27 protein-coding genes, 1 tRNA gene and 1 other RNA gene are annotated in these 23,050 nt (G+C 45.1%); 5 read left to right on the top strand and 24 right to left on the bottom strand.

The genetic code is table 11. The annotated features are described in order from the left end of the window. Window positions 1-62: 62 nt before the first annotated feature. The 4 genes from ABF86_RS03075 to ABF86_RS03060 form a co-directional block, all read right to left on the bottom strand. The gene (locus ABF86_RS03075; protein ID WP_074684876.1) at window positions 63-2,816 is read right to left on the bottom strand and encodes a valine--tRNA ligase; all 2,754 of its coding nucleotides are present in this window, start codon (window positions 2,814-2,816) and stop codon (window positions 63-65) included. 63 nt (window positions 2,817-2,879) lie between these two features. Then, entirely contained in the window at window positions 2,880-3,281 is a 402-nt protein-coding gene (locus ABF86_RS03070; RefSeq protein ID WP_011633714.1) for a hypothetical protein, read from the bottom strand. A gap of 72 nt (window positions 3,282-3,353) precedes the next feature. Continuing rightward, window positions 3,354-3,782, bottom strand: a complete 429-nt coding sequence (locus ABF86_RS03065) for a DNA polymerase III subunit chi (protein ID WP_011633713.1) — start codon at window positions 3,780-3,782, stop codon at window positions 3,354-3,356. Window positions 3,783-3,813: 31 nt separating this feature from the next. After that, the gene (locus tag ABF86_RS03060) at window positions 3,814-5,307 is read right to left on the bottom strand and encodes a leucyl aminopeptidase (RefSeq protein WP_011633712.1); all 1,494 of its coding nucleotides are present in this window, start codon (window positions 5,305-5,307) and stop codon (window positions 3,814-3,816) included. A 256-nt stretch (window positions 5,308-5,563) separates the two neighbouring features. On the opposite strand from ABF86_RS03060, the gene ABF86_RS03055 reads away from it, so the two are divergent. Both ABF86_RS03055 and serB read left to right on the top strand, forming a co-directional pair. Continuing rightward, entirely contained in the window at window positions 5,564-7,039 is a 1,476-nt protein-coding gene (locus ABF86_RS03055) for a GGDEF domain-containing protein (RefSeq protein WP_011633711.1), read from the top strand. An 87-nt stretch (window positions 7,040-7,126) separates the two neighbouring features. Beyond that, entirely contained in the window at window positions 7,127-7,957 is an 831-nt protein-coding gene (serB, locus tag ABF86_RS03050; RefSeq protein WP_011633710.1) for a phosphoserine phosphatase SerB, read from the top strand. 47 nt (window positions 7,958-8,004) lie between these two features. Here the strand turns inward: serB and ABF86_RS03045 are convergent, their stop codons facing one another. Genes ABF86_RS03045 through tadA form a run of 3 tightly spaced genes read right to left on the bottom strand, consistent with a single transcriptional unit; the run spans window position 8,005 to window position 10,656 of the window. Next, window positions 8,005-9,618, bottom strand: coding sequence for an NAD-dependent malic enzyme (locus tag ABF86_RS03045; protein WP_256201557.1), 1,614 nt, complete (start codon window positions 9,616-9,618; stop codon window positions 8,005-8,007). 58 nt (window positions 9,619-9,676) lie between these two features. Then, window positions 9,677-10,156, bottom strand: coding sequence for a L,D-transpeptidase (locus ABF86_RS03040; RefSeq protein ID WP_011633708.1), 480 nt, complete (start codon window positions 10,154-10,156; stop codon window positions 9,677-9,679). After that, window positions 10,153-10,656, bottom strand: coding sequence for a tRNA adenosine(34) deaminase TadA (tadA, locus tag ABF86_RS03035; protein WP_074684874.1), 504 nt, complete (start codon window positions 10,654-10,656; stop codon window positions 10,153-10,155). Before tadA ends, ABF86_RS03040 begins: the two co-directional genes overlap by 4 nt. Before the next feature lie 47 nt (window positions 10,657-10,703). Here tadA and prmB point away from each other — a divergent pair, with 47 nt between their 5' ends. Beyond that, entirely contained in the window at window positions 10,704-11,624 is a 921-nt protein-coding gene (gene prmB / locus ABF86_RS03030) for a 50S ribosomal protein L3 N(5)-glutamine methyltransferase (protein WP_011633706.1), read from the top strand. 29 nt (window positions 11,625-11,653) lie between these two features. On the opposite strand, the gene rluB is transcribed toward prmB, so the two are convergent. The 7 genes from rluB to smpB form a co-directional block, all read right to left on the bottom strand. Continuing rightward, window positions 11,654-12,472: a 23S rRNA pseudouridine(2605) synthase RluB gene (rluB, locus tag ABF86_RS03025; protein WP_074684873.1), complete on the bottom strand. Its 819-nt coding sequence runs from the start codon at window positions 12,470-12,472 to the stop codon at window positions 11,654-11,656. A gap of 53 nt (window positions 12,473-12,525) precedes the next feature. Further along, complete coding sequence (locus ABF86_RS03020) at window positions 12,526-12,849, bottom strand: YbaB/EbfC family nucleoid-associated protein (protein ID WP_011633704.1); 324 nt, start codon at window positions 12,847-12,849, stop codon at window positions 12,526-12,528. Window positions 12,850-12,865: 16 nt separating this feature from the next. Then, on the bottom strand, window positions 12,866-14,449 hold the full coding sequence (gene dnaX, locus ABF86_RS03015) for a DNA polymerase III subunit gamma/tau (RefSeq protein WP_011633703.1): 1,584 nt from the start codon (window positions 14,447-14,449) through the stop codon (window positions 12,866-12,868). 84 nt (window positions 14,450-14,533) lie between these two features. After that, an RNA gene (ffs, locus tag ABF86_RS03010) (signal recognition particle sRNA small type) lies at window positions 14,534-14,632 on the bottom strand. A 179-nt stretch (window positions 14,633-14,811) separates the two neighbouring features. Then, entirely contained in the window at window positions 14,812-15,225 is a 414-nt protein-coding gene (locus tag ABF86_RS03005) for an RDD family protein (RefSeq protein WP_041353681.1), read from the bottom strand. Window positions 15,226-15,319: 94 nt separating this feature from the next. Further along, complete coding sequence (locus tag ABF86_RS03000) at window positions 15,320-16,390, bottom strand: COX15/CtaA family protein (RefSeq protein ID WP_074684872.1); 1,071 nt, start codon at window positions 16,388-16,390, stop codon at window positions 15,320-15,322. A gap of 9 nt (window positions 16,391-16,399) precedes the next feature. Beyond that, window positions 16,400-16,849, bottom strand: a complete 450-nt coding sequence (gene smpB / locus ABF86_RS02995; protein WP_011633700.1) for an SsrA-binding protein SmpB — start codon at window positions 16,847-16,849, stop codon at window positions 16,400-16,402. 104 nt (window positions 16,850-16,953) lie between these two features. Here smpB and ABF86_RS02990 point away from each other — a divergent pair, with 104 nt between their 5' ends. After that, window positions 16,954-17,397, top strand: coding sequence for a type II toxin-antitoxin system RatA family toxin (locus tag ABF86_RS02990; RefSeq protein ID WP_011633699.1), 444 nt, complete (start codon window positions 16,954-16,956; stop codon window positions 17,395-17,397). Continuing rightward, a complete protein-coding gene (locus ABF86_RS02985; protein WP_011633698.1) occupies window positions 17,381-17,698 on the top strand; it encodes an RnfH family protein in 318 nt (105 codons plus the stop codon). Before ABF86_RS02990 ends, ABF86_RS02985 begins: the two co-directional genes overlap by 17 nt. A gap of 55 nt (window positions 17,699-17,753) precedes the next feature. Here ABF86_RS02985 and ABF86_RS02980 read toward each other — a convergent pair. From ABF86_RS02980 to rplO, 10 genes are all read right to left on the bottom strand, one after another. Continuing rightward, window positions 17,754-17,829, bottom strand: a tRNA-Thr gene (locus ABF86_RS02980). Between the two features lie 189 nt (window positions 17,830-18,018). Further along, window positions 18,019-18,411 (bottom strand): 50S ribosomal protein L17, encoded by a 393-nt coding sequence (rplQ, locus tag ABF86_RS02975; protein ID WP_011633697.1) that lies wholly within the window; start codon window positions 18,409-18,411, stop codon window positions 18,019-18,021. After that, on the bottom strand, window positions 18,398-19,405 hold the full coding sequence (gene rpoA, locus ABF86_RS02970) for a DNA-directed RNA polymerase subunit alpha (RefSeq protein WP_074455460.1): 1,008 nt from the start codon (window positions 19,403-19,405) through the stop codon (window positions 18,398-18,400). Before rpoA ends, rplQ begins: the two co-directional genes overlap by 14 nt. Window positions 19,406-19,431: 26 nt before the next feature. Continuing rightward, a complete protein-coding gene (gene rpsD / locus ABF86_RS02965; RefSeq protein ID WP_074455459.1) occupies window positions 19,432-20,058 on the bottom strand; it encodes a 30S ribosomal protein S4 in 627 nt (208 codons plus the stop codon). Window positions 20,059-20,072: 14 nt separating this feature from the next. Then, window positions 20,073-20,462: a 30S ribosomal protein S11 gene (gene rpsK, locus ABF86_RS02960; protein ID WP_011633694.1), complete on the bottom strand. Its 390-nt coding sequence runs from the start codon at window positions 20,460-20,462 to the stop codon at window positions 20,073-20,075. A 39-nt stretch (window positions 20,463-20,501) separates the two neighbouring features. Continuing rightward, complete coding sequence (gene rpsM / locus ABF86_RS02955) at window positions 20,502-20,861, bottom strand: 30S ribosomal protein S13 (RefSeq protein WP_011633693.1); 360 nt, start codon at window positions 20,859-20,861, stop codon at window positions 20,502-20,504. Between the two features lie 28 nt (window positions 20,862-20,889). Continuing rightward, window positions 20,890-21,003: a 50S ribosomal protein L36 gene (rpmJ, locus tag ABF86_RS02950; protein WP_074455458.1), complete on the bottom strand. Its 114-nt coding sequence runs from the start codon at window positions 21,001-21,003 to the stop codon at window positions 20,890-20,892. A 44-nt stretch (window positions 21,004-21,047) separates the two neighbouring features. Then, entirely contained in the window at window positions 21,048-21,266 is a 219-nt protein-coding gene (infA, locus tag ABF86_RS02945) for a translation initiation factor IF-1 (protein WP_011111057.1), read from the bottom strand. A 10-nt stretch (window positions 21,267-21,276) separates the two neighbouring features. Next, on the bottom strand, window positions 21,277-22,599 hold the full coding sequence (gene secY, locus ABF86_RS02940) for a preprotein translocase subunit SecY (protein ID WP_011633692.1): 1,323 nt from the start codon (window positions 22,597-22,599) through the stop codon (window positions 21,277-21,279). Further along, window positions 22,589-23,050, bottom strand: a complete 462-nt coding sequence (gene rplO / locus ABF86_RS02935) for a 50S ribosomal protein L15 (protein WP_074455456.1) — start codon at window positions 23,048-23,050, stop codon at window positions 22,589-22,591. The genes secY and rplO overlap by 11 nt, the downstream gene beginning before the upstream one ends.

Raw genomic sequence — 23,050 nt, 5'->3', positions numbered from 1 at the left:
AAATTAACGTAAGAAAAGAATCGTACATAACTGTACTTCTATCATCGTTCAGCGACTAGTGGTCAATCCAGTTTTCGCAACTGTTCATCAAGTTTTTTCAAGGTTGTGCTGAACGTGACCAAGCGCCCTTTTTCCTGCTGAACCACTTTTTCTGGCGCACGTTGGATAAAATCAGGATTGTCCAGTTTCACTCTGGCTTTGCTGATTTCAGCTTCCACCCGGAGTATTTCCTTGTTGAGGCGTTCACGTTCTGCCTTAACATCTATCTCTATTTTCAGCATCAACCTGAAATCACCCACCACAGCAACTGGTGCATCGGTATCCGGTAACCCACCTGGCAGGATATCCACTTCGGATAATCTGGCCAACGCCTGCAAGTGGGGCAAGAAATTTATCAATCGGGCACGATCACCTTCTATCAATAACGGTATACGGTCTGCCGGTGACAGTTTCATTTCTCCGCGCAACGTACGACAAGCATTCACGACTTCCTTGAGTAGTTGAATATCTGCAGCAGCTTGCTCGTCAATACGTAACTGATCAGGTTGAGGATAAGGCTGACACATGATACTGGCCCCCGTTTTACCTGCAAGCGGCGCAACTGCCTGCCAGAGTTCCTCTGTAATGAACGGGATGATCGGATGCGCTTGCCTTAACACCGTTTCCAATACCCGCACCAATGTACGGCGAGTGGCACGTTGCCGTGCTTCATCTTCACTGTTCAACTGTACTTTTGCCAGCTCTACATACCAGTCGCAGTATTCATCCCAGATAAATTCATACATCTCACGTGCAGCAAGGTCAAATCGGTACTCATTGAAAGCCTGTATTACGCTCTGTTCAGCTTGCTGCAAACGACCAATAATCCATTTATCCGCTGGTGAGAAATTCAGTGGCAGCCCTTCATCCAATCCTGTGTCCTTACCCTCACAATTCATCAGCACAAAACGGGTAGCATTCCACAATTTGTTGCAGAAATTGCGATACCCTTCACAGCGCTGTAGATCAAACTTGATATCGCGCCCATGCGAGGCCAGGCTGGCAAAGGTAAAGCGCAACGCATCGGCTCCGAATGCGGGAATTCCTTGCGGGAACTGCTTGCGTGTGGCCTTCTCGATGGATTCCGCCTGCTTGGGATTCATCAGGCCGGTCGTACGCTTTCTGATCAACTCCGTCAGTGCAACGCCATCAATCAGATCAAGCGGATCAAGTACGTTACCTTTGGATTTACTCATCTTCTGGCCTTCCGCATCGCGAATCAGGCCGGTGATATACACTTCCCGGAAGGGTACTTCGCCGGTGAAATGCAGAGACATCATCACCATACGTGCCACCCAGAAGAAAATAATGTCAAATCCGGTTACCAGCACGGATCCAGGCAAGAAGGTTTTAAGCTCAGGCGTCTGTTCCGGCCAGCCCAGTGTCGAAAAAGGCCATAACGCGGAAGAAAACCAGGTATCCAGTACATCTTCATCCTGATGCAGGTTTTCCTTACCAGACAGTTTTCTGGCTTCTTCCAAATCATATGCAACAATTACGTTGCCATCTTCATCGTACCAGGCTGGGATACGATGTCCCCACCATAATTGCCGTGAAATACACCAGTCCTGGATGTTTTCCAGCCACTGGTTATAGACATGCGCCCAGTTCTCCGGCACAAATCTGACCTGGCCGCTTTCAACCGCTGCCAGCCCCTGTTTGGCCAGGCCTTCCATCGCTAGATACCATTGATCGGTCAGCATGGGTTCAATCACCGTATTGGTCCGATCCCCACGCGGAATCATCAGTTTATGCGGGCGAGTTTCAACCAGTAATTCCTGTGCCTGCAGATCGGTAATAACTTTCTTTCTGGCATCAAAACGATCCAGTCCCTGAAATTCAACCGGGGCATTGTCATTGATCTTGCCATCCAGCGTAAAAATGCTAAGTGGTATCAGTTTGTGGCGCAACCCTACCTGATAGTCGTTGAAATCATGTGCCGGGGTGATTTTTACGCACCCTGTACCAAAAGCGGGATCAACATAGGAATCTGCAATAATCGGAATTGTGCGCTCGGACAACGGCAGGCGCACATGATGTCCGATCAGATGCCGGTAGCGTACATCCTCCGGGTGTACTGCCACCGCCACATCACCCAGCATAGTTTCAGGCCGTGTAGTAGCAACAATCAGACCTTTCTCACCATTTTCTGCCCGATGTTCGAAAGGATAAAGAATGTGCCAAAGCGATCCCTGTTCCTCAACTGACACCACTTCCAGATCGGAGACTGCTGTTTGCAATACCGGATCCCAGTTAACCAGGCGTTTGCCACGGTAAATCAACCCTTCCCGATACAGACGAACGAATACTTCAGTTACCGCACGGGAAAGCACTTCATCCATAGTAAAGCGTTCGCGCGACCAGTCACAGGAAGTTCCCATACGGCGCATTTGCCGGGTAATGGTGGAGCCGGATTCTTCTTTCCATTGCCAAACTCGCTCCAGAAAAGCTTCACGACCCATTTGGCGGCGATCCTTTCCTTCCTGATCCAGCTGGCGTTCAACCACAATCTGCGTGGCAATCCCGGCATGATCCGTGCCCGGTTGCCACAATGTGTTGTCACCCAGCATACGATGATAACGGATCAGTGCATCCATCAGGGTATGCTGGAAAGCATGCCCCATGTGAAGCGTACCGGTAACATTGGGGGGCGGCAGCATGATGCAATAGGCATTAACCTCCTCCCGTTTGGCTGGACTAAAGTAGCCAGCGGTTTCCCAGACCGAGTACCAGTGATTTTCTATATCCTTTGGATCAAAGCTTTTTGCGAGTTCCATGACAATCAGACACAAAGTAAACCGGTAGAATGAAACCGGCCATTATAACGAACGAAGGCAAGATTAAATATTTTTGGGCAGCCGTTTCCCCAGAGCTTGAATCAAGGTCAACCGTTCAGCAGGATTCAGACTGATACATGCTTCCCTTAATGCTGCATCAAAAGCGAAATACAACAGCTCGGAAATTTCTGTTGGGGATGGCCATTCATCTATCGTCAGTGTCACCTGATCAGTCAAAACAGGAATCCCGTCAATATCGGGTGCTGACTCGGCAATATCCCCGGGCAATTCACCGGATACGGAAGGAAGCTGTTCCAGGGAGTCAAATGAGCTCACAATAATCTGCTCTACAGGCTGCATGAGAGAAGATTGTTCCTGTCGATGTCTGCGCAACATTGAATCTATTTTATTCAGCAGGATTTCATCTTCCGGTTCCTGCGTTATATCGGGTTGATCATCCGCCACCAGATTGCTCCTGATCAGATAGTAAACTCAAAGTCCGAGAATACAGAGAGCTTCTGCATAGCTCGGAATCAGTTAATTTTCCTCAAGCCGATGATGGCGAATGTCGTGTCCCAACTCCTGGTAGCGCCGGTACCGTTTGCGTGCATGCAGCTTGCTGTCCTCTATTTCATCAACAATTTCAACGACCCGCTTAAAATGTTCAAATCCGGATGGAATTGCCGCATCCAGATTAAGCAACACATCGAAGTAAGCCACTTCCGGCATTTCTAGCTGATTATTCAGGATCACTGGCGTCACCCCCGCCAGTTTGTCATCTGCCTGGCAGTGTGGGACAAAACTGGTTGGAGAAAACGTCCAGAGCAACTTATCAAACCGGTTTGCCAATTCTGCATCCGGAATATAAACAACTGTTTTCAATCCCTGCTGTACTGCTTTCGAACACAAACGACAGGCGATCAGCAATCTGTCGGTTGCGCCCGTGTAAAAATCAATCTGTGTCACACCTGCCCGCAGAAATTAGAATACCAGCTGATTAATGCTGTTGTGCACGATCGATCAGAAATTGTGTTAGTAGCGGAACCGGACGTCCGGTCGCACCCTTCTCCTTGCCGGATTTCCACGCTGTTCCAGCAATATCAAGGTGCGCCCAGCGGTATTTCCTGGTAAAACGTGAAAGAAAGCAGGCCGCGGTAATCGCTCCTCCCCAGCGACCGCCGATATTGGCCATATCGGCAAAATTACTTTTGAGCAGTTCCTGATATTCCTCTCCCAGTGGTAGCTGCCAGGCACGATCAGATGCCTTTTCCCCAGCCTGAAGCAGTTCCTGAACAAGCGGCTCATCGGTACCCATCAGGCCACTGACCACATGCCCCAGGGCGACCACACAGGCCCCCGTTAGCGTGGCAATATCAATCACCACATCCGGATTGTAACGTTCGGCGTATGTCAGCGCGTCACACAGAATCAATCGTCCCTCTGCGTCGGTATTCAATATCTCGATTGTCTGCCCGGACAAACTGGTAACAACATCCCCGGGTTTGGTTGCATTGCCACCTGGCATATTTTCGGTTGTGGGAATGATGGCTGTTACATTGATAGGCAACTTCATTTCCGCTACAGCAGTCAGCGTACCGAAAACACTTGCTGCGCCGCCCATATCGTATTTCATTTCATCAAGATCAACTGCCGGTTTCAGTGAAATACCGCCGGTATCAAAGGTGACACCTTTCCCAACCAGTACAACTGGTTTCTCGATGCCTTCCCGGCCATGATACTCCAGTACGATCAGCTTGGCCGGCTGATGGCTGCCACGTGCCACAGCCAGCAATGCACCCATTCCGAGCGCTTCCATATCTTTTTCTTCCAGCACGGAAAGTTTGAGATTGTATGTTTTGGCCATTTCGCCAGCCTGTTCGGCCAAATAGGTCGGAGTACAGATATTGGGCGCAAGATTACCCAAATCTTTCGTTACATTCATACCACACGCAATAGCTGCTCCCTGCTTAAATGCTTGTTCTGCGCCTGCCCTTGCAGCTTCATCCCCGATAAGAAAGATAATTTTCTGCAGGGATGGCTGACGTTCCTCACGTTTACTTTTGAGCCGATCAAAGCGGTACACACTTTCTTCTACCAGGAGGGTTGACTGCAGTACGCTCCAGGCAGTATCTCTTCCTTTTACAATCAAATCCGCCACACACAAACCGACATCTTTGACCCCTGTCTGATGCAGTGCTTTAAAAGCTGCACGAATGGCCTCCAGGAATACCTTTTCTACGTATTCTTCCTCCTTGCCCAGCCCAACCAGCAACACCCGCTTGCTTCCAATAGCCGGGACGTTGTGCAGCAGTAAAGTTGTATTTGCTCTACCGTCCATGTCTCCCTGGTCAAGCACCTTGGTTAGATAACCTCTGCACATTTCGTCCAAAGCTTTGGCCGCCTCAGTCAACTTACGGGACTCGAACACACCCGCCACGATACAGTCACCATAATATTTCCCCAGATCGCCCGCTTGGATTGCGAAGTCCATGCTTTACTCCTGTTTTATTTGTTTATTTTTGACAATAAATATGAACCGGACTATGGTCATGTCTCTGATTTAAAATCAAAAAACCGAATTCCCTGCCATAATATTCGGAATTATGCTTTTGACATTCAGCACAAATAGGTTTACTTAGCGGCTCTTTTCCAGTATTTCCATGGAATTATATCGGGTAAAATTATTTTTCCCTGTAAATCCGGAATGAGTAAGCAAACGCTCTATTCACGTCCTTGGTAATGGAAACATGAAAGAAAATCTGCTCAAGCAATTGCGGTTCTGTACCAATTTGCCTAGCCTGCCTTCTGTTGCGCTCAAGATTATTGATCTTGCCGGTAAAGCAGATACCAGCCTTACGCAGATCAATCATTATATCTCGCATGATCCTGCGCTTGCCGCCAAAATTATCAAGACAGCCAATTCCCCTCTGTATAAATCCAGATATCCGATCAATAACATCAGCCAGGCTACCAATATTCTCGGAACTTACGGTGTTATTACAATAGCATTATCCTTCTTGCTGGCAGATTCTCTGATAAAACAATCCAGAGAGAAGCTGGGCATGACTGGCAACAATAGCTTCTGGCGCCGCTCGATCACTTCTGCGCTGGCCAGTCGCACTTTGGGCAAACGTCTAGGAATGGACAAAATACTGGATGATCTGTTCCTGGCCGGGCTGCTGCAGGACATCGGCATTCTCGCCTTTCACGCTCTCATGCCTGAGGATTACCCACCGGTATTTTCGCTTACTGAGGACCACAATGCCCTTCTGGAAGCTGAACGCCAAACATTCGATATAGGACATGACGAACTGGGCGCAGCATTACTTGAATACTGGAAATTTCCCAGCTACGCACCTGCCGCCTGCCGGAGCAGCCATACTGCACCAGATATCCCTAATGCTGGCATCAACGAATGTGTTGCAGTATCTGGCTACATTACGGATTATTTCCTGTCGCCTGACAAAAAAGAAAAAATTGATGAAACAACCCGCATAGCGGAGGCCTATTTGGGGCTCGACGGACATGCATTGATAGAAGTTCTGGAAGCCATGCAGAATGATCTGCACCATGTGGAAGAGCTATTTGAAATCACTATCCTGAACCCTGCCCACCTTGACAATATCATCACTGAGGCCCGAGAGTTACTGACAGTGCGAGCTATGATCAAAGTGCGCGAGCTTGAAGACAAAATTCAGCATGACGGCCTGACCGGCGCGCACAACCGCGCCTACTTCGATGGGGCATTCCGGAGTGAATTTCAGCTTTCAATTCAGCAGGGAACGTCTCTTGCTCTGGCAATGATTGATATTGACAACTACAAAACTTTTAACGATACCTATGGGCATATTGCAGGAGACGGTGTGCTGGTAACTGTAGCCAAAGCCATTACTGATCAGATTCGTCAAACCGATATTTTCTGCCGGTATGGTGGTGACGAATTTGCTCTGATACTCCCGGGCACGACTCTTTCGGCTGCACGTCACATCCTGGCAAGGGTCATGGAAAGTATCGCTACAATTGCCTATAAACCGAATGAAGCCAGTACTATCCGCATCACGGCTTCAATTGGCCTGGCTATCAATATGGATAAGGAAAAGTCTTTTGATCTCCAGAGTGAAATGCTGGAAGCAGCCGATAGAGCACTGTATGCCGCCAAGTATGCAGGTCGTAACCGGATTGTTGAATGGAATCCGGCGCTGACTTCACCCTTAAAAACCTGATCGCACCTACCCGGCCGATATTCATATAGTACGACATTCCATGTATAGTGCCTGCATTCGTCACTTAATCAAATTAAAATAATTCTCATGAATCTTATTATTCAAGGTACAGATATACAGAACAATGATTTACGGGCAATTGCCAAACTCGCACAAGCCAGTCAGATTGATCGCATCACCGGGGAAGCTTTCCGGATGATAAATGCTCAACTGCATCCGGATATTCCTGACTATTGTGAAGAGACCAACCTGGATCATGCTTTTGTTCCGGCAGGCAAAAAATTAAGCGATTTTGGTTTAATCTCTATGGATATGGATTCAACCCTGCTCGCCATCGAATCCATTGATGAAATTGCCGACATGCACAATGTCAAACCGCAGGTTTCCGCCATTACTCAGAGCACTATGCGCGGAGAAATCAGTTTTGCCGAAAGCCTTATCCGCCGCACCGCCCTGCTTGAAGGGCTGCCACAGGAAGCACTACAGAAGGTTTACGATGAGCGCGTGCGATTGAGCCTGGGGGCTGAAAAAATGCTGCAACGCATGCAATCCGCTGGTATTAAGACCATGGTAATCTCGGGCGGCTACACTTTCTTCACCGATCGGGTCAAAGATCGGCTCGGGCTGGATTATGCATTCGCCAATACTTTTGAAGTACAGGATGGGAAACTGACCGGACGAGTGTTGGGCAACATTATCGGTTCATCCGGCAAGGGAGAAATCTTGAAACGGATACGGGATGAGCTCGGCCTCAGGAAAGATCAGGTCATTGCTGTCGGCGATGGCGCCAATGATCTGAAAATGCTGGAAGAATCAGGAGTTGGCATTGCCTTTCATGCAAAACCTGTATTAAAGGAAAAAGCAACCTTTTCTCTTAATCACGTCGGTCTCGACGGTATCCTCAACCTGTTTGAGTAAATCAATCCCCTGCTTTATGCCGTAAGGCAGGGGACACCACTCCTGTTTTAATAGCCGGGTTCATAGATCAAAGCTTGCACATTTGCTTCCAGATCCTCGGGTAGATTCCCACCCGCCAGGCCATCCTGCCAAGCCACCTGACAAACTTTGATGGCAATGCCCTGTGAAATATCGCGTACCCGGGCAATATCCGGATAAATTGATCCACGCTCGATTTCCTCAGACAAAACACGATTTGCCAATTCTTCAGCAGCAACCAGAAACATGCGCTCAACCACCAGACGCGCACGGCTGGCCATGACACCTAACCCGATTCCAGGATAGATATATACATTGTTTCCCTGCGCCGGATAATGGGTTCGTTTATTAAATGTTACCGGCGCAAACGGGCTGCCGCTGGCAAAAATAACCCGTCCTTCACTCCACCGATAAGCCTGTTCAGCAGTACATTCCGTATGCGAAGTTGGGTTGGAAAGCGCAATAATCACGGGGCGCTCCTGGCAACGGGTCATCTCGCGAATAACTGCTTCATTGAACGCACCTGCTGTTCCTGTTGCGCCAATCAGCACATCCGGCTGGATAGCGGCAATCGCATCAACGAAACTTATTGCCTCACGTTCGCTCACAAACGGACAAATACGCGGTTTAATCAGCTCATGTGCAGCTGTCACCAAACCCCGTCTATCAACAAAACTAATTCTAGAGTGAGCCTCGGCCTCACCCAGTCCGGCCACCTTGAATGCCGGCAGCAGCAATTCGGCAACACCGGTTGCAGCAGATCCTGTTCCCAGTAACATGATTTTCAGATCAGCAAACGATTTGTGTGTAATCCGGCAGGAAGCATAGATACCCGCCAGTGTCACTGCAGCTGTGCCTTGAATATCATCATTAAAACACCGAACTGACGCGGCATAGCGATCCAGCAAGGTAAATGCATTCCGACTGCTGAAATCCTCAAACTGGATCAACGCATCCGGATACCGATGCTGTACCGCTTCCACAAATTCATCCACCAGCGATAGATAATCCTGTCCGACCAGCCGGGGATAGGGATAACCCAGATAGAGCGGATCCTCTCGCAATGCCTGATTACCGGTTCCAACATCCAGCATGACCGGCATACATCGATCGGGATAAATCCCGGCACAAGCTACATACAGAGATATTTTTCCGATTGGTATTCCCATACCATTTGCTCCCAAGTCACCCAGGCCAAGAATTCGCTCACCATCTGTAACAACGATAATTTGCACATCGGTTTCTGGCCAGTTTTTGAGCCGGGATATAATTTCCCCGCGATCTTCCGGCGTAATGTAAAACCCTTGCGGCTTTCTGAAAATATGTGAAAGCTTTACACAAGCCTCGCCCACAGTGGGCGTATAGACCAATGGCATAATTTCACCAATATGATCGACCAGAGTGCGGTAAAACAGCTGTTGGTTGCGTTCGAGCAGATCATTCAGATAAATGTATTTTTCGATATTGCTGCTTTTGTTGCGCAGATTGGCCAGTACCCGTTGCTGCTGTTTTTTAATATCCGTCACGCCGTATGGCAGTAGCCCTTGCAAGCCGTAATGTTCACGCTCCTCTCGGGTGAAAGCGGTGGATTTGTTCTGCACCGGATCGTTCAGTAATGTCTTGCCATATAATGATTTCATGATATTTTCCTGGTCAGGATGTGTTGGATATCACCATCCTCTTGATTACGTCCCAAAGCGGTCAGGCATTGATTTCAACTAGCGTGCCAACAGACACCCGTTCAAACAGATCTAATAGATCGTGATTATGCATCCGGATACAGCCGATCGATCCGGGTTTACCCATCTCCGCGCTGTCTGGACTGCCGTGAATATAAATGTAGCGCCGCATGGTATCGACCGAACCCAGGCGATTAAATCCCGGCTCACACCCTGAAAGCCAGAGGATGCGTGTCAGAATCCAATCCCGATTCGGGTGATTGGCCGCCAGCTCTGATGTATAGATTTCTCCAGTGGGGCGACGCCGGACAAACACTGTATTAACAGGTACATTCTGTCCAATCTTGGCACGAATAATATGCTTTCCCAAAGGTGTGTGAAAACTGCCACGTTGCTGTCCAGTACCATTTTTTGCGGAAGAGATTGGGTAACATCTGACAATATGTCCTGTTACATCCTGTAGAGTCATTTGTTGCAACGAAATATCAACGATAATTTTCATGGTGTATCGCGCTCTTTTGTACTGCGCCGGATAATGAAAAACTGTTTCAGCAAGGTACTCGCTTCATCCGCCAGAACACCCTGACTAACCACCAAGTGATGATTAAGCCGGGTATCAGCAGGCAAATCAAGCAAACTGCCACACACACCGGTTTTTGGATCCTCCGCAGCATAAACCAGCCGTTTGATTCTGGCATGAAACATTGAACCGATACACATCACACAAGGCTCAAGTGTGACATACAGCGTACAATCTGGCAGCCGGTAATTTCCCAGTTTGTTGGCAGCATCACGCAAGGCCATGATTTCAGCATGTGCCGTCGGATCCATTAACGTAACAGGACAGTTATATCCGTAACCTGCAATCTGGCTATTTCTGACCACAACCGCACCGACCGGAACCTCCCCTGAGTCGCCCGCCACACGGGCAAGATCCAGCGCCTGACGCATGAAATACTCATCTTCTGCCTGAACCGGCACCCGGATAACCTGTACTTTCATCAGTTTTTTTATGCTAAATTGCTTTCCGGAGAAACTCGGATTGAATCATGACTTATACCAGACAGCCCAATAACACTACCATCCTCCAGGCAGGGGAAGAATTGCGCACCTTGCGTGATTTGTTGCGTTTTGCAGTAAGCTATTTCAACCGATCCGATCTTTTCCTGGGACACGGTCTGCCGACTGCTTATGATGAAGCAGCGCTTCTGATTATGCACGCACTGTATCTGAACGCTGATCAGCTGGATCTTTTTATGGATGCCATGCTTACATACAATGAGCGTGATCAGGTTCTCCGTATCATTGAACGACGTGCCAGGGAAAAAATACCGGTTGCCTATCTGACGCACGAAGCCTGGCTGGGTGATTTTAATTTCTATGTTGATGAACGTGTCATCATACCGCGTTCATTTATTGCTGAATTGCTACATGATCGCCTGTCTCCCTGGGTAATAGATCCACATGACATCAATTCAGCACTTGATTTATGCACTGGCTCCGGCTGTCTCGCCATTTTACTGGCACACGCCTTTGAGCAGGCACAAATCGATGCTGTGGATATTTCTTCCGATGCACTGGACGTGGCATCCATAAATATCAGAAATTATGATCTGATGAACCGGATCAACCTGATCCATGCGGATCTTTTCACCAGGCTGCAAGGTAAAAGATACGATCTAATCATCAGTAATCCTCCCTATGTCAATGCTGTATCCATGGCAATGCTCCCTGAAGAATATCGCCACGAACCCGCTATCGCCCTGGCAGGCGGACTTGATGGGCTGGATATTGTTCACCGAATTCTCAGAGAAGCAGCCGACCATCTGACCGAAAACGGCTTGCTGATCATGGAAATCGGCCACAATCAAGCCGAAATCGAGCAAGCATTTCCCCAGCTGTCCTGTACCTGGTTGGAAGCCAGTGCAGGAGATCAGTTTCTTCTAATGGTGAGACGATGCGACTTGTAAGCGTAGAAAGGAATTTGTCTGGAAGCGAGCTAACTGATCAGCGCCAGTAATCGTTCGACTTCTGTATCGACCAGCTCCAGCCACATACCGCGCTTAAGTCTGGGCGGGAGATTAACGGGGCCAAACCTGACACGCATCAGGCGGCTGACTGTTATCCCCAGCGCTTCGAACATTCGGCGAACCTCACGGTTTCTACCTTCTTTCAGTACGATGCGATACCAGTGATTCGTTCCCAGCCCACCTTCATCAAGCAACTGATCAAATTTTGCTGAACCATCTTCCAGTTCAATACCAGTAGTCAAATGAGTAATTTGTTCCGGGGACAGCTCCCCAACAATGCGAACTGCGTACTCCCGTTCCATCTGGTAACGCGGATGCATTAGGCGATTGGCCAAGGCGCCGTCGGTTGTAAAAATAAGCAACCCGCTGGTATTAAAATCCAGCCTGCCTATTGCTATCCATTTGGAAGACTGAATGTGCGGCAATTTATCGAATACCGATGGCCGCCCCTGTGGATCACGCGCACTGACAATTTCCCCCTCCGGCTTGTGGTAAATGATAATCCGTGGCAAAAGTGCAGGCATGCTAAGTCGGATAATTCTTCCATCAATCCGTATCTTATCCCCGAGCCCAGCTCGATCGCCGAGTTTTGCCGTCGTATTATTGATACTCACACGACCGGCTGCAATCATGGCTTCAATTTCCCGTCGGGAACCCAAGCCATTGCGTGCCAGCAACTTCTGTAACCTGTCAGTTTCGGCAGGAGGTGCAGCGCTGAGGTTCTTCGAGGCAGGAGGTGATCTGTGCGTGCGCCTGGGCTTTTGATTCTTTAGCCGATTAACCGACATGAATATAAGTCCTGTGTTGTAGTCGGTCTGTCAAAAACACGCAGCCAAACAATTTAGAAAGGAAATTTCATTCCTGCCGGCAATCCCAGGCCACTGGTTACACTCGCCATATGTTCCTGTGTTGCAGCTTCTACCCGACGTACGGCATCATTCATCGCAGCTGCCACCAGATCTTCGAGCATTTCCTTATCATCTCCGATCAGGCTGCTATCGATATTGATCCGCTTTACATCATGGCGACAAGTCATGATCACTTTAACCATACCTGCTCCTGCCTGGCCCTCAACCTCAATCGTTGCCAGCTTTTCTTGCATAGCCTTCATGTTTTCCTGCATTTGCTGGGCCTGCTTCATCAGATTGCCCAAATTGGCTTTCATCAATTTACAATCTCCGTTAATTAATTGGTTTAATGGAATAAATATTCAATTTTGCGTCAAATTGTTCGATCAGTTCCTGAACATAAGGATCCGATTTAATCGCCTCAACTGCCTGGGATTGCTTTGCGAGCTTATCGCGATCCTGTAATATAGCTGGAGTAACACCAGTAATACTCCCCAGCGAAAAAATCACTTCAACGGGTTTCCCAAAATGAGACTCCAGTTGAAATTTCAACTTGTCCTGATAGGATTTTTCCAGCAGATGTTTGTGCATTTCTGCCACACACAATTCTATTCTGTTTGCAGAGAAGTGTTTTGCTTCACTGTACTGTGCCAGCATCCGTGTCATCCCACTCAATTCCAATTGGTTTACCAGCGCAAGCCAGGCGTCATTCGGAGAATCGTTCTCTATTGATTTTTCCTGCTTCCTGGAATCTGCAGGCAGCTCAGATTTAATTTTCCGAGTGATATTGGCATTGGTACTTGCGTGCACCGGATGACTGGATTGTTGAGAATGAGGCATAAAGGCCAGCATCCGCATTAATGTCATGGTAAAACCACTGTACTCATCCGGAGCCTGACCAAGATCAGCACGCCCGTGCAATGCAATCTGATAAAACAGTTGAATATCCTCGGGCGTGAAACATTTTACCAAGGCGAGCAACCTGTCACTCTCCGGCTGTTCTTCATCAAGCATCTGTGGAACGGTCTGAACTATTGCCAACCGGTGTAGCAATGCTGCCAGATCCTGCAAGGCAGAATCAAATGATACACTCGCCGCTTCTAGCTGATCAGCAATAGCTAACAATGCCGCTCCATCCTGCTCCGCCAGTGCTTCCAGTAATGCGAACAAATGATCCTGATCCAGCGCTCCCAGCATCACACGAGTATTTTTTTCATCCACTGTGGCGTTACCGAGTGCAATGGCCTGATCTAGCAGGCTCAGAGCATCACGCAAACTTCCTTTCGCAGCTTTTGCCAGCAACTTCAAGGCAGTCGCATCCGCCACAATTCTCTCCATGGAGAGAATCTCGGACAGACGCGTCACGATCAGAGAAGGAGGTATCTGCTTCAAATTGAACTGCAGACAACGAGATAATACAGTAACAGGTATTTTTTGAGGATCGGTGGTGGCAAGAATGAATTTGACATGCTCTGGCGGTTCTTCCAAGGTTTTGAGCATTGCGTTAAATGCTGACTTGGAAAGCATATGCACTTCATCGATCAGATAGACTTTGTACCGTGCCGTAACTGGTGCATATTGTGCGTTATCCAGTAGCTCACGCATGGCATCCACTTGTGTATTGGATGCTGCATCCAGCTCAATCAGATCAACAAAATTTCCTTGATCAATTGCCAGGCAAGCCGCACACTTGCCGCAAGGTGTGGCAGTAACTCCCTGTTCACAATTCAGGGCCTTTGCCAAGATTCTGGCTACCGTTGTCTTGCCAACCCCGCGCGTACCCGTAAACAAGTATGCGTGGTGCAACCGGTTCTGCTCCATTGAGTTGACCAGTGCTCTTACAACGTGTTCTTGTCCAACCAGCCCCGTGAAGTCTTTGGGGCGCCATTTGCGGGCAAGTGCCTGAGAATCCGTCAAGGTTTTTTATCGAGAAGAGATTATTACAACCCGGATTTATTATGAAGCTGCAAAGAAACAGACTCTGCAATCTGTATAAAGACAGGTGGCGAGCCGAACCCCCGGCACTCGTAAAAAATAGCTGTGGCTGCTTCCTTCCGGATCTGACCAGATTCACTATCTTACAATGCGGGGAGGCCCGCCATGCGCTCATTCTACCTTAAGATAGCACCTGAATACAGTATGTTTCAGACTACATAATAAAAAAATAGAACAACGCCGTAACTGCAAAGCAAGCAACTGCCATCAGAAACCTTACAGAAATAAGAATACCGTGGCCGGATTATAAAATCTCCCTTAAGATCCACCGTAGCTTTTCCGGTTTAACTGAGTCTTATGATCCGCGTACCTGCCAGCTTATCATGCAGAAATTGCCGGTCACGATTAAATAAAGCCCACAGCAATCCAAATCCCAGAAAACTAATGCCTATTACAGCCATGAGGTAGCGCACCATCGCCTGTTGCATAGTAACTTTTCCACCATTCTCAGAAACAAGTCGTAACTTCCAGGTTTGCATGGCCAGCGTTTGGCCACCATGGGTCCAGAACCAGATGAAATAGATACCACCAATACACAATAGATAAAACTGAAACAAGGGCCTAAAGTATTCAGCTGATGTATCCCGAAAAACGAGGTGGAACAGGAAGGCCGCGATAAACCATACACCCAGCAGCAACAAAAATTCGTAAGCCAGCGCCAGTATACGACGCCCAAACCCCGGTATTGATCCTTCCATCAGCATATTCTCTTGTACCGGTTATTGATTCTTTCCCAAGGTTTCATCTACTAAAAAGAGGCGTATCACCATTAGAAAAAACACATATTTACCGTCAGGATAGCTTACGACAAACCCACAATGCAGCAGTGAATAACAGCACAGCACCAGCCTGGTGTGCTGCAGCAAACATCAGGGGAACCGACAATAATAACGTCGTAATCCCAAGCCCTGCTTGAATGAGCAACATCAACAGCAGGAGATGACAAGCCAAGCGACCAGAATAAGACAATGATAACTGTTTTGCCTTGAACCAGAACCATGGTATAGAAAAAATAAGCAACCAGGCAATCAAGCGGTGGTCAAATTGTACTGTAGTGATGTTATCAAAAAAGTTTCGATACCAAGGTTCCAGCACAAACATAGCGGGAGGAATCAGAAAGCCGTCCATCAAGGGAAATGTGTTATACGCCCTCCCGGCATGAATACCCGCTACCAATCCTCCGGACAATACCATAACGAATATCAGTCCAGTCAGCATCCAGGCAAACTTTTTAAGTTTATGTACGGATACCGGGTCTGACAAATGAGTATTTAAGGGAGAAATCAATCCGGTAGCCACCCAGAACATAGCAGCATAAATAACAAAAGCGAGACCAAGGTGTGCAGTCAGCCGATACTGACTGACATAAACATTATCTGCCAGTCCACTCATAACCATATACCAGCCCATTAACCCTTGCAAAGCACCAAGCGCGAATATACCCAGCAGCTTTAAACCAAGTAAACGATCAATCCGTTTGCGCACCATGAAATAGACAAATGGTATGAAATAAACCAGACCAATCAGGCGACCAAGCAAACGATGAAAATATTCCCACCAGAATATTCCCTTGAATTCATCCAGCGTCATACCTTTATTAACTTGTTCGTATTGAGGTATCTGACGGTACTTCTCCAGCAATACTTCCCAATCTTCCTGGCCAATAGGTGGAATCGTTCCAACTATTGGCTTCCATTCAACGATCGATAGCCCGGAACCTGTCAGACGCGTTACTCCACCCACAACAATCATGGCAAACACCAACGCACAGCAAATCAGCAACCAGATAGCAATAGGCATATGATTTTGAGTATATTTATCAGAAATTGCCGAAGGAACGGAGTTAGATGAATTTGTTTGCATAAATATTAATCAGGAATGGCGCATACGCAACAAGCGCTGCTTATCACGTTCCCATTCTTTACGTTTCTCACTTTCACGTTTATCGTATTGCTTTTTTCCCTTGGCAAGGCCAATTTCCAGTTTGATTTTACCTGCTTTATAATGCATATCTAAGGGAACCAGAGTATAGCCCGCACGCTCTACTTTGCCGATGAGTTCTTTGATCTGGAAAGCATGCAACAACAGTTTGCGTGTTTTTACGGGGTCAGGATTAACATGTGTCGATGCTGTCGGCAGCGGACTAATATGACATCCTATAAGAAATAACTCACCCCTGCGGATAACTATGTAAGCTTCTTTCAACTGAACCCGACCGGCACGAATTGCCTTAACCTCCCATCCTTCCAGCACAATGCCGGCTTCATATTTTTCTTCAATGAAATAATCGTGGAAAGCCTTTTTGTTTTGTGCAATGCTCATTCAAAACAGCTGGAAGAAAATATATGCATATAAAAATATTTGATTAGCGCATTAGTGTATCAGTTTTCTGTATCTTTACACCCAGACTATGAGAATACAACATTATGACTGAAATAGAAAAAACTGTATTGGTGGGGTATTCATCTGCCCAAATGTTTCATTTAGTAGATACCGTGGAGAACTATCCCGACTTTCTACCCTGGTGCTCGGGGGCATCAATGAAACTCATGGAGGACAACGAAACAGCACACGCAACAATAAATATCGACTACCATCTTGTAAAACATAGCTTTACTACGAAAAACAAACGCCACCCACCCGACTTGATAGAAATGGAACTGCTTGAAGGGCCTTTTGAAAAGCTTAATGGCTACTGGCGCTTCATTCCTTTAACAGATACTGCTTGTAAAATTGAATTTAAATTACATTACACATTTTCTCACAAACTTTTAGAAAAGCTGATCGGTCCAGTATTTTACATAATAGCCAATAGTTTTGTAGAAGCTTTCGTGGAACGAGCGGAAGAGATTTATGGACCCAGTATTTAGGAAGGATTTTATTATCATAGAGATAGTCGCTGCACTGACCGAACGACATTTTATCAAACGACTTCAAGTTCCAAAAGGAACTTTAATTAATCAAGCAATTAAACTTGCAGAAATGAAAGAGTTCTATCCTGAGATCGATTGCTCAACTCTTAAAATAGGGATTTATGGAAAAGTGGCCTGCTCAGAAACTGTGCTCCAGCAAAACGATCGCATTGAAATTTACAGACCTTTAATCTCAGATCCCAAAGAAAAACGCAAGCTGAAAATCAAGTCAGAATATAATAAAATAAGGAGATCATGATCCCAATAGCTTTTTATGCTAATTTCAATCAGTTAAAAATCAACTAACAGAATCATGGTGCCGCAGAGAGGAGTCGAACCTCCGACTTGCTGATTACGAATCAGCTACTCTACCAACTGAGTTACTGCGGCTTCGTGAAATAATAAAATTGTCAGGCTAATGCGAAATATATTTAGAAGGGACAAATTAAAATCACTCCAATCAATTATTTACCTGGAAATATTGAAATGGAGTGATGTAGCTAAATAGTTATGTTTTAAATATGAAAAAATAGATAAAATCTACAGCTTCAAAAACAGAACTATTAAATCAACGATTAATTACTCAGCAATATTCACAATATCATTATTAGCTTCAGATCTATCCAATAGCTCCACGATAGCCATTGGAGCATTATCTCCCTTCCTGAACCCACATTTAAGAATTCTTAAATAACCTCCGTTTCGATTCTGATATCGCGGTCCCAATTCAGAAAAGATTTTAACAACATTTTCTCTATTTCTTAATCTATCAAATGCCAATCGTTTGCTAGCTAAGGTTGGATTTTTACCTAAAGTAATTACCGGTTCTACTACACGACGAAGCTCTTTAGCTTTAGGGAGTGTGGTTTTTATAATTTCATGTTCAAGCAAAGAATTAGTTAAGTTCCTGAACATAGCCAAACGATGACTAGAGGTTCGGTTTAATTTTCGCAATCCATTACGATGACGCATGTCCCGGTTCCTTTACATAATTTTCTAAGTTAGCTGGCGGCCAATTCTCTAATTTCATACCTAGCGATAAATCACGTGAAGCTAGCACTTCTTTAATTTCGTTTAATGATTTTCTACCTAAATTAGGTGTACGAAGAAGCTCAGCTTCTGTTCGTTGTATTAAGTCTCCAATATAAAATATATTCTCAACTTTCAAACAATTCGCGGAGCGGACGGTAAGCTCTAAATCATCAACTGGCCGCAACAAAATAGGATCAATTGCAGGAGCTCTCGGTTGCTCAGTAGGCAATGGAGTACTCTCTAGATCTGCAAAAAAAGAAAACTGTTCAACCAATACCCTTGCTGCATAACGAATAGCTTCTTCCGGATCAACAGAACCATTTGTTTCAATATCAATAATCAGCTTATCAAGATCTGTTCTTTGCTCCACACGTGCATTTTCTATCGTGTAACTGACACGTCTAACCGGGCTAAATGAAGCATCCAGCAGTATATCACCGATAGAAGATAAACTTTTATCTTCTCGACTGCGATTAACAGAAGGTAAATATCCTCTTCCTTTTTCTACAGTTATTTGCGCCTCAATACGGCCACCGCTAGTAATATGAGCAATCACATGTTCTGGGTTGACTATCTCAACATCATGAGAAGATTCAATATCTCCAGCCGTGACAATACCTTCCGTATCTTTCTTTAAAGAAAGAACAGTAGAGTTCTTGCTATGAAGTTTTAGTACAACTCCCTTCAAGTTCAATATCAGATCAACGATATCTTCCTGTAAGCCATCTATCGTTGAATATTCATGAACCACTCCGCTAATACTAATTTTAGTAGGAGCACAACCAGGAATGGAAGATAATAAAACGCGACGTAATGCATTACCTAAAGTGTAACCAAAACCTCGTTCAAAAGGCTCCATTACAACTTTAGCGCGTAAAGGCGAGAGATTATGTACCTCTATAATCCTAGGTGTAAGAAAACTATTCGATGACATATAGGTGCCAATATAAAAAATGCCGATTACTTTGAATAAAGCTCAACTACAAGAGATTCATTAATAGTTGAAGATAAATCACTGCGATCAGGTTTATTCTTATAAAGGCCTTTAAGGTTATCAAAATCAACCTCCAGCCAGGATGGAATACTACGACGCTTGGCTAATTCAATTGAAGATTTGATCCTCAAATAACTCTTTGCATGCTCAGCCACCTCTATTTGATCGCCTGGCCCTATTAATTGTGAGGGTATATTAGCTTTTTTACCATTTAAAAGAATGCAATCGTGTCTAATTATTTGTCGTGCTTCAGCTCTTGATGCCCCAAATCCCATATTATATGCAACATTATCCAAACGGCTTTCTAAAAGCTTAAGTAAATTCTCACCTGTAATACCCTTTTGTCTATCGGCTTGTTTGTATACATTACGAAACTGATTTTCCAGCAAGCCGTAGATTCTTCTAATTTTTTGCTTTTCTCTTAGCTGCACAGCATAATCGGATAGTCTTGTTTTTCTCTGTCCATGTTGTCCAGGTGGATAATTTCTACGCTCTATTGGACATTTATCACTAAAACACTTGTCACCTTTCAGGAATAATTTTTCTCCCTCCCGACGACATTGACGACACTTTGGGTTTATATTTCTGGCCACAGATTTTCTCCTTCTTAGATACGACGCTTCTTGGGCGGCCTACACCCATTATGAGGCACAGGTGTCACATCAGTAATACTTGTAATTTTAAAACCTGTAGCATTAAGCGCTCTTACAGCCGAATCACGGCCAGGTCCGGGTCCTTTAACTCTAATCTCTAAATTTTTAACGCCATACTCCAACGCAGCTCTGCCCGCATGTTCTGCAGCAACCTGTGCCGCAAAAGGGGTACTTTTACGCGATCCTTTGAAACCGACTCCTCCCGATGTAGCCCAAGACAAAGCATTTCCTTGTCGATCAGATATCGTCACAATTGTATTGTTAAAAGATGCATGTATATGTGCAACTCCTTCAATAATATTTTTCTTAATTTTCTTACGGCTTTTTAATGGAGGTTTTATCATTAATTCCTGATCTACTTTTAAATTAAATTGGTAAAAGAATTATCTAGCACGTATAGCTTTACGTGGACCTTTTCTTGTCCTCGCATTAGTTTTCGTTCGTTGGCCCCTTACTGGCAAACCCCTACGATGTCGCAATCCACGATAACTACCAAGATCAATCAACCTTTTAATATTCATAGAGACTTCTCTGCGTAAATCTCCCTCAACCAGCAGCTTAGCAATAGAATTTCTCAATTCTTCTAACTTACCATCCGTTAACTCTTTAAGTTTAATAAACGGTGGAATATCCAAATCCGTACAAATTTTACGTGCTGTCGAATTTCCTATACCATAAATCGCCGTCAAAGCTATGTTAACGTGCTTATTGCTAGGTAAGTTGACGCCTGCTATACGAGCCATTTTTTACCCTATATATTAAAAACGATAATTAACCTTGGCGTTGTTTATGCCTGGCATCGACACAAATAACACGAATAACCCCATAACGTTTAATTATTTTACAATTTCTACATATCTTTTTAATTGATGCTCTAACTTTCATAATAAACTCACGATAATATTTATGTAATGTAATAATTACAGTAACTACTTGGTGCGAAAAGTTATCCGTGCCCTAGTTAAATCGTAGGGTGTTAGATCAACTGTAACCTTGTCACCAGGCAAAATACGAATATAATTCATTCTCATCTTTCCAGAAATGTGGCCTAGTACAATATGGCCATTCTCTAATTTTATTCTGAACGTTGCATTTGGAAGTGTTTCAATAACCTCTCCTTGCATTTGTATAGTTTCTTCTTTTGCCATCACAACCCAACTATCGTAAAAAGTTACCACTGGTTTTGAAGTTAGCTTTCTTCAACAGACTCTCATATTGACCTGACATCACATGAGACTGAACTTGAGCCATAAAATCCATGGTAACCACGACAATTATTAGCAGCGAAGTTCCTCCAAAATAAAATGGAACATTCCATTTTAAAATCATAAACTCAGGTAACAGACAAACTAGCGTGACATAAATTGAACCAATTAATGTTAACCTCAACATAATACGCTCTATGTATTTCGTAGTTTGGTCACCTGGACGTATTCCAGGTATAAAAGCCCCACTTTTTTTCAGATTATCTGCCGTTTCCTTCGGATTAAATACAAGTGCGGTATAGAAAAAACAAAAAAATATGATCAATGCAGCATATAAAGCAACATAAATAGGCTGTCCAGGTGCCAACGTATTACTAAAATCTTTTAACCAATTTAGAGACAGACTATCAGAAAACCAACCAGCTAAAGTTGCGGGAAATAAAATAATACTGGAAGCAAATATTGGAGGTATAACTCCAGACATATTTAACTTTAGAGGCAAATGAGATGATTGGCCACCCATCATCTGCTTACCTACCTGCCTTTTTGCGTAGTTTACCAATATTTTCCGTTGACCACGCTCTATAAAAACAACCAGTGCTGTAATAGCTATAGCTGCAATAAAAATAAATAAGGCAGTAAAGAAATGCATTGCGCCCGTATTTACCAGCTCAAGAGTCCCCCCAACAGCACTTGGAAATCCAGCTGCTATTCCAGCAAAAATTATCAAAGAAATTCCGTTCCCAATTCCGCGCTCTGTGATTTGCTCTCCAAGCCACATGAGGAATATGGATCCAGTTACAAGCGTAATGATTGTTGTAAATATAAAATGCATTCCTGGTTCCACCACTAAGCCAGGCTGTGATTGCAAGGCAAAGGAAATTCCATAGCTTTGTAATGTAGAAAGTAGCAGCGTACCGTAACGAGTGTATTGCGTTATCTTTTTCCTGCCTGATTCACCTTCCTTTTTCAAAGATTCCAAATACGGAACAGCTACTGTTCCAAGTTGCATAATAATGGATGCCGATATATAGGGCATAATTCCAAGTGCAAATATGGAAAATCTTGAAAGAGCCCCCCCCGAAAACATATTAAACATTCCCAGTATTCCACCTTCCTGGGAGTTAAAAAGATCTTTTAATACAACCGAATCAATTCCAGGAACGGGAACATGTGTACCAATGCGATACACAATCAAAGCAAGCAGCAAAAACCACAATCGCTTTTTTAAATCATAGAATCTATCAGACAAAGCAGCTTTTGATTTAGATACCATTTACATCTTCTATAGTTAACTCAACCTGACCACCCGCGTGCTCTACTATATCTTTGACACCTCGAGTTACTCTTAAATCTTTTAGCCTTATAGCTCGTGTACAAGCCTGAGTATCTGCAATAATTTTTACAGGGTAATTAATAGACTTTATAAGGTTGAATTCATGCAATACAGATGTATCAAACTCATTCCGATCAATTAACAACAAACTAGATAGTTTAATCTCTTGTATTTGTTTCTTCCCATAGACCACAAAACCTCTCTTAGGCAATCTGCGTTGCAATGGCATCTGCCCCCCTTCAAAGCCAATCTTATGAAAACCACCTGCCCGCGATTTCTGTCCCTTGTGCCCTCTGCCGCATGTTTTACCTAACCCGGAACCAATCCCACGCCCCACTCTTCTTCTGGGTTTTGTAGAACCCATACCAGGCTTTATAGTATTAAGTCTCAC

Source organism: Nitrosomonas sp. GH22 (assembly GCF_009833115.1).
In the GTDB taxonomy this organism is placed as follows: domain Bacteria; phylum Pseudomonadota; class Gammaproteobacteria; order Burkholderiales; family Nitrosomonadaceae; genus Nitrosomonas; species Nitrosomonas eutropha.
The sequence above is the reverse complement of the archived record's forward strand: the minus strand, read 5'-3'. Positions and strand labels throughout refer to the sequence as shown.

What these genes read in the sequence shown, in the direction of transcription:
- ABF86_RS03075 (WP_074684876.1), bottom strand. Translation starts at nt 2,816, where the DNA reads ATGGAACTCGCAAAAAGCTTTGATCCAAAGGATATAGAAAATCACTGG.
- ABF86_RS03060 (WP_011633712.1), bottom strand. Translation starts at nt 5,307, where the DNA reads ATGGACTTCGCAATCCAAGCGGGCGATCTGGGGAAATATTATGGTGAC.
- ABF86_RS03055 (WP_011633711.1), top strand. Translation starts at nt 5,564, where the DNA reads ATGAAAGAAAATCTGCTCAAGCAATTGCGGTTCTGTACCAATTTGCCT.
- serB (WP_011633710.1), top strand. Translation starts at nt 7,127, where the DNA reads ATGAATCTTATTATTCAAGGTACAGATATACAGAACAATGATTTACGG.
- ABF86_RS03040 (WP_011633708.1), bottom strand. Translation starts at nt 10,156, where the DNA reads ATGAAAATTATCGTTGATATTTCGTTGCAACAAATGACTCTACAGGAT.
- tadA (WP_074684874.1), bottom strand. Translation starts at nt 10,656, where the DNA reads ATGAAAGTACAGGTTATCCGGGTGCCGGTTCAGGCAGAAGATGAGTAT.
- prmB (WP_011633706.1), top strand. Translation starts at nt 10,704, where the DNA reads ATGACTTATACCAGACAGCCCAATAACACTACCATCCTCCAGGCAGGG.
- rluB (WP_074684873.1), bottom strand. Translation starts at nt 12,472, where the DNA reads ATGTCGGTTAATCGGCTAAAGAATCAAAAGCCCAGGCGCACGCACAGA.
- ABF86_RS03020 (WP_011633704.1), bottom strand. Translation starts at nt 12,849, where the DNA reads ATGAAAGCCAATTTGGGCAATCTGATGAAGCAGGCCCAGCAAATGCAG.
- ABF86_RS03005 (WP_041353681.1), bottom strand. Translation starts at nt 15,225, where the DNA reads ATGGAAGGATCAATACCGGGGTTTGGGCGTCGTATACTGGCGCTGGCT.
- ABF86_RS03000 (WP_074684872.1), bottom strand. Translation starts at nt 16,390, where the DNA reads ATGCAAACAAATTCATCTAACTCCGTTCCTTCGGCAATTTCTGATAAA.
- smpB (WP_011633700.1), bottom strand. Translation starts at nt 16,849, where the DNA reads ATGAGCATTGCACAAAACAAAAAGGCTTTCCACGATTATTTCATTGAA.
- ABF86_RS02990 (WP_011633699.1), top strand. Translation starts at nt 16,954, where the DNA reads ATGACTGAAATAGAAAAAACTGTATTGGTGGGGTATTCATCTGCCCAA.
- ABF86_RS02985 (WP_011633698.1), top strand. Translation starts at nt 17,381, where the DNA reads ATGGACCCAGTATTTAGGAAGGATTTTATTATCATAGAGATAGTCGCT.
- rplQ (WP_011633697.1), bottom strand. Translation starts at nt 18,411, where the DNA reads ATGCGTCATCGTAATGGATTGCGAAAATTAAACCGAACCTCTAGTCAT.
- rpoA (WP_074455460.1), bottom strand. Translation starts at nt 19,405, where the DNA reads ATGTCATCGAATAGTTTTCTTACACCTAGGATTATAGAGGTACATAAT.
- rpsK (WP_011633694.1), bottom strand. Translation starts at nt 20,462, where the DNA reads ATGATAAAACCTCCATTAAAAAGCCGTAAGAAAATTAAGAAAAATATT.
- rpsM (WP_011633693.1), bottom strand. Translation starts at nt 20,861, where the DNA reads ATGGCTCGTATAGCAGGCGTCAACTTACCTAGCAATAAGCACGTTAAC.
- rpmJ (WP_074455458.1), bottom strand. Translation starts at nt 21,003, where the DNA reads ATGAAAGTTAGAGCATCAATTAAAAAGATATGTAGAAATTGTAAAATA.
- infA (WP_011111057.1), bottom strand. Translation starts at nt 21,266, where the DNA reads ATGGCAAAAGAAGAAACTATACAAATGCAAGGAGAGGTTATTGAAACA.
- secY (WP_011633692.1), bottom strand. Translation starts at nt 22,599, where the DNA reads ATGGTATCTAAATCAAAAGCTGCTTTGTCTGATAGATTCTATGATTTA.